This is a genomic window from Mesorhizobium sp. WSM4817 (assembly GCF_055811135.1).
The window spans coordinates 1-2624 of record NZ_JBVVQQ010000078.1 but is presented as its reverse complement, the minus strand read 5'-3'; the positions used below and the strand labels follow the sequence as shown (position 1 = coordinate 2624).

General features: G+C 63.6%; 2 protein-coding genes. Both read left to right on the top strand.

Translation table 11 applies throughout. The annotated features are described in order from the left end of the window. Positions 1-177: 177 nt before the first annotated feature. Positions 178-1725, top strand: coding sequence for an IS21 family transposase (gene istA, locus AC0L2K_RS34725; protein WP_473533628.1), 1548 nt, complete (start codon positions 178-180; stop codon positions 1723-1725). Between the two features lie 16 nt (positions 1726-1741). Then, the gene (istB, locus tag AC0L2K_RS34720; RefSeq protein WP_473533627.1) at positions 1742-2518 is read left to right on the top strand and encodes an IS21-like element helper ATPase IstB; all 777 of its coding nucleotides are present in this window, start codon (positions 1742-1744) and stop codon (positions 2516-2518) included. The last annotated feature ends 106 nt before the right edge of the window (positions 2519-2624 follow it).

Here is a 2624-nt window from a genome sequence, read left to right as displayed (position 1 = left end):
TGCGTGTTTCGTTAATTCCCGGACACCCTTTTCGCTAAATCCCGGACAGTGATTTCAGTAATTCGCGGACAGCGTTTCCGCTAAATCCCGGACAGTTTTCGGGAGCGGATTTAACGGTCGGTTCTCGGCTGCGCCGTTCTGGCAGTTTGGCCTCTCACGATGACGTTGAGAGGGGCCATGCCGAGACGGAAGCAAGCGAGACGAACGAGTGTGAGGGATATCCAAGCGATCTTGCGCCTGACCCATGAGCAGGGTCTTTCGGTGCGTGAGGTGTCGGAACGGCTCAAGATCAGTAAGACGACAGTATCGACCTATTTGCTGCGAGCGCGGGAGGCCGGGCTGTCATGCTGGCCGCTGCCGCCGGGCCACGACGACGCGACGCTTGAGCGGCTGCTGTTTGGCCGTGCCGGTCGTCCGCCACAAGACCTGAGCGAACCGGACTTTGCGCTGATTGCCCGGGAGTTGAAGCGCAAGGGGGTGACGCTGACGCTGTTGTGGCAGGAGTATCGTGCCGCCCATCCCGACGGCTACGGCTACACCTGGTTCTGCGAGCACTTCGCCGCTTTCGAGCGCCGGACGAGCGCGACATTCCGCAATCGGCATGCGGCGGGCGCGGTGATGCAGACGGACTATGCCGGGCAGACGGTGCCGGTGATCGATCCGGCGACCGGCGTCATTTACCCGGCGCAGATTTTTGTCGCGGTGCTGGGCGCCTCCAATCTGACCTTCGCCTTTGCCAGCTCCAGCCAGAAGCTGCCGGACTGGATCGAGGGCCAGGTACGGGCGCTCGCCTTCTTCGGCGGCGTCACCAGAGCGATCGTGTGCGACAACCTGAAGGCCGGTGTCGTCAAGGCGCTGTGGTTCGAGCCGACGCTGAACGCGACCTTTGCCGCCATGGCCGAGCATTACGATACCACCATCCTGCCGACCCGAAGCCGGAAGCCGCGCGACAAGGGCAAGGTCGAGGGCGCGGTGCTGATCGTCGAGCGCTGGATTCTGGCACGGCTCAGGAATAGATCCTTCTTCTCGATCGCCGAGCTCAACGCGGCGATCGCCGAACTGCTCGAGGATCTGAACAACCGGCCGATGCGCCATGTCGGCCAAAGCCGCCGCGAACTGTTCGAGGAGATCGAGCGGGCTGCCTTGAAGCCGCTGCCGGCAGCACCGTTCGAATACGCCGAGTGGAAGTCGGCGAAGGTGCATCCTGACTACCATGTCGAAGTCGACAAGACCTTCTACTCGGTGCCGCACCGGCTGATCGGGCGCACCGTCGAAGTGCGGCTCACGCATCGAGTGGTCGAGATCTTCCACGATCACCAGCGTGTCGCCAGCCATGTGCGTCGCTCACAGCGTTCCGGCCATGTCACCGTCAACGAACACATGCCCAAGGCGCACCAGCGCTACGCCAACACCACGCCGGCCAGCCTGATCAGCCGGGCGGCCGGGATCGGCCCCAACGCCGCCATTCTGGTCGAGCGCATGATGCGCGACCGGCCGCATCCGGAACAGGGATATCGCTCGGCCATGGGCATCCTGTCGCTGGCGCCGCGCTATGGGCCGGAGCGTCTCAATGCCGCCTGCGAGCGGGCGCTGCTGATCAACGCGATCGCCTACTCCTCCGTCACCGCCATCCTCAAAGCCGGCCTCGACCGAGCCAGTTCTGCAGAACCGGCAAAGCCGACACCCCAGCACGCCAACATCCGCGGCTCCACCTATTACCAGTGAAGGAAAGGAAGAAAGAATGCTGACGAACCCTACCCTCGACCAGATGCAGACCCTCGGTCTGGCCGGCATGGCTGCCGCCTGGCGCGAACTGGCCGAACGGAACAACGCCAACGAGCTCAGCCGTGACGAGTGGCTCGGCCTGATGCTCGACCGCGAGGTCGCCATACGGGCCGACAAGCGCGTCCGGAACCGGCTCGCCTCAGCCAGGCTGCGCTTTCCCGAAGCCTGCATCGAGGACATCGACTTTGCCGCGCCGCGCGGGCTCGACCGGCGCAGCACCATGGCGCTCGCCCAGGGCGAATGGCTGAAGGCGCATGAGAATCTAATCGTCACCGGCCAGACCGGAACCGGCAAGTCGTGGCTGGCCTGCGCCTTCGGCCGGCAAGCGGCACGACTCGATCATTCCGTGCTCTATGTGCGCGTGCCGCGCCTGTTCGAGGATTTGGCGCTCGCTCGTCTCGACGGCCGCTTCTCACGCCTCATTGACAAGCTCACCCGCGCGCAACTGCTCATCCTGGATGACTTCGGAACCCACTCCCTCACCGACCAACAGCGCTTCCATCTGTTCGAAATCGTCGAGGAACGCTATCGCCGCAAATCCACCCTGATCACTGCCCAGGTCCCGGTGGCCAGATGGCATGACCTGATCGCAGACCCCACCGTCGCCGACGCCATTCTCGATCGGATCGTGCACAACGCCCACCGCATCGTGCTCCAGGGCGACAGCATGCGAAAGCAAAAGGCAGCGCCCCTCTTGACCGGCACCGAAAACGGCGAAATCAATCATCCATGAACGCAACAAGGCACCCGAGGACCGTCGCCGCCAAACTGTCCCGACATTAGCGAAATCGCTGTCCGGGAATTAGCGGAACCCCTGTCCGGCTTTTGCGAAATGCGCA

What these genes read in the sequence shown, in the direction of transcription:
- istA (WP_473533628.1), top strand. Translation starts at nt 178, where the DNA reads ATGCCGAGACGGAAGCAAGCGAGACGAACGAGTGTGAGGGATATCCAA.
- istB (WP_473533627.1), top strand. Translation starts at nt 1,742, where the DNA reads ATGCTGACGAACCCTACCCTCGACCAGATGCAGACCCTCGGTCTGGCC.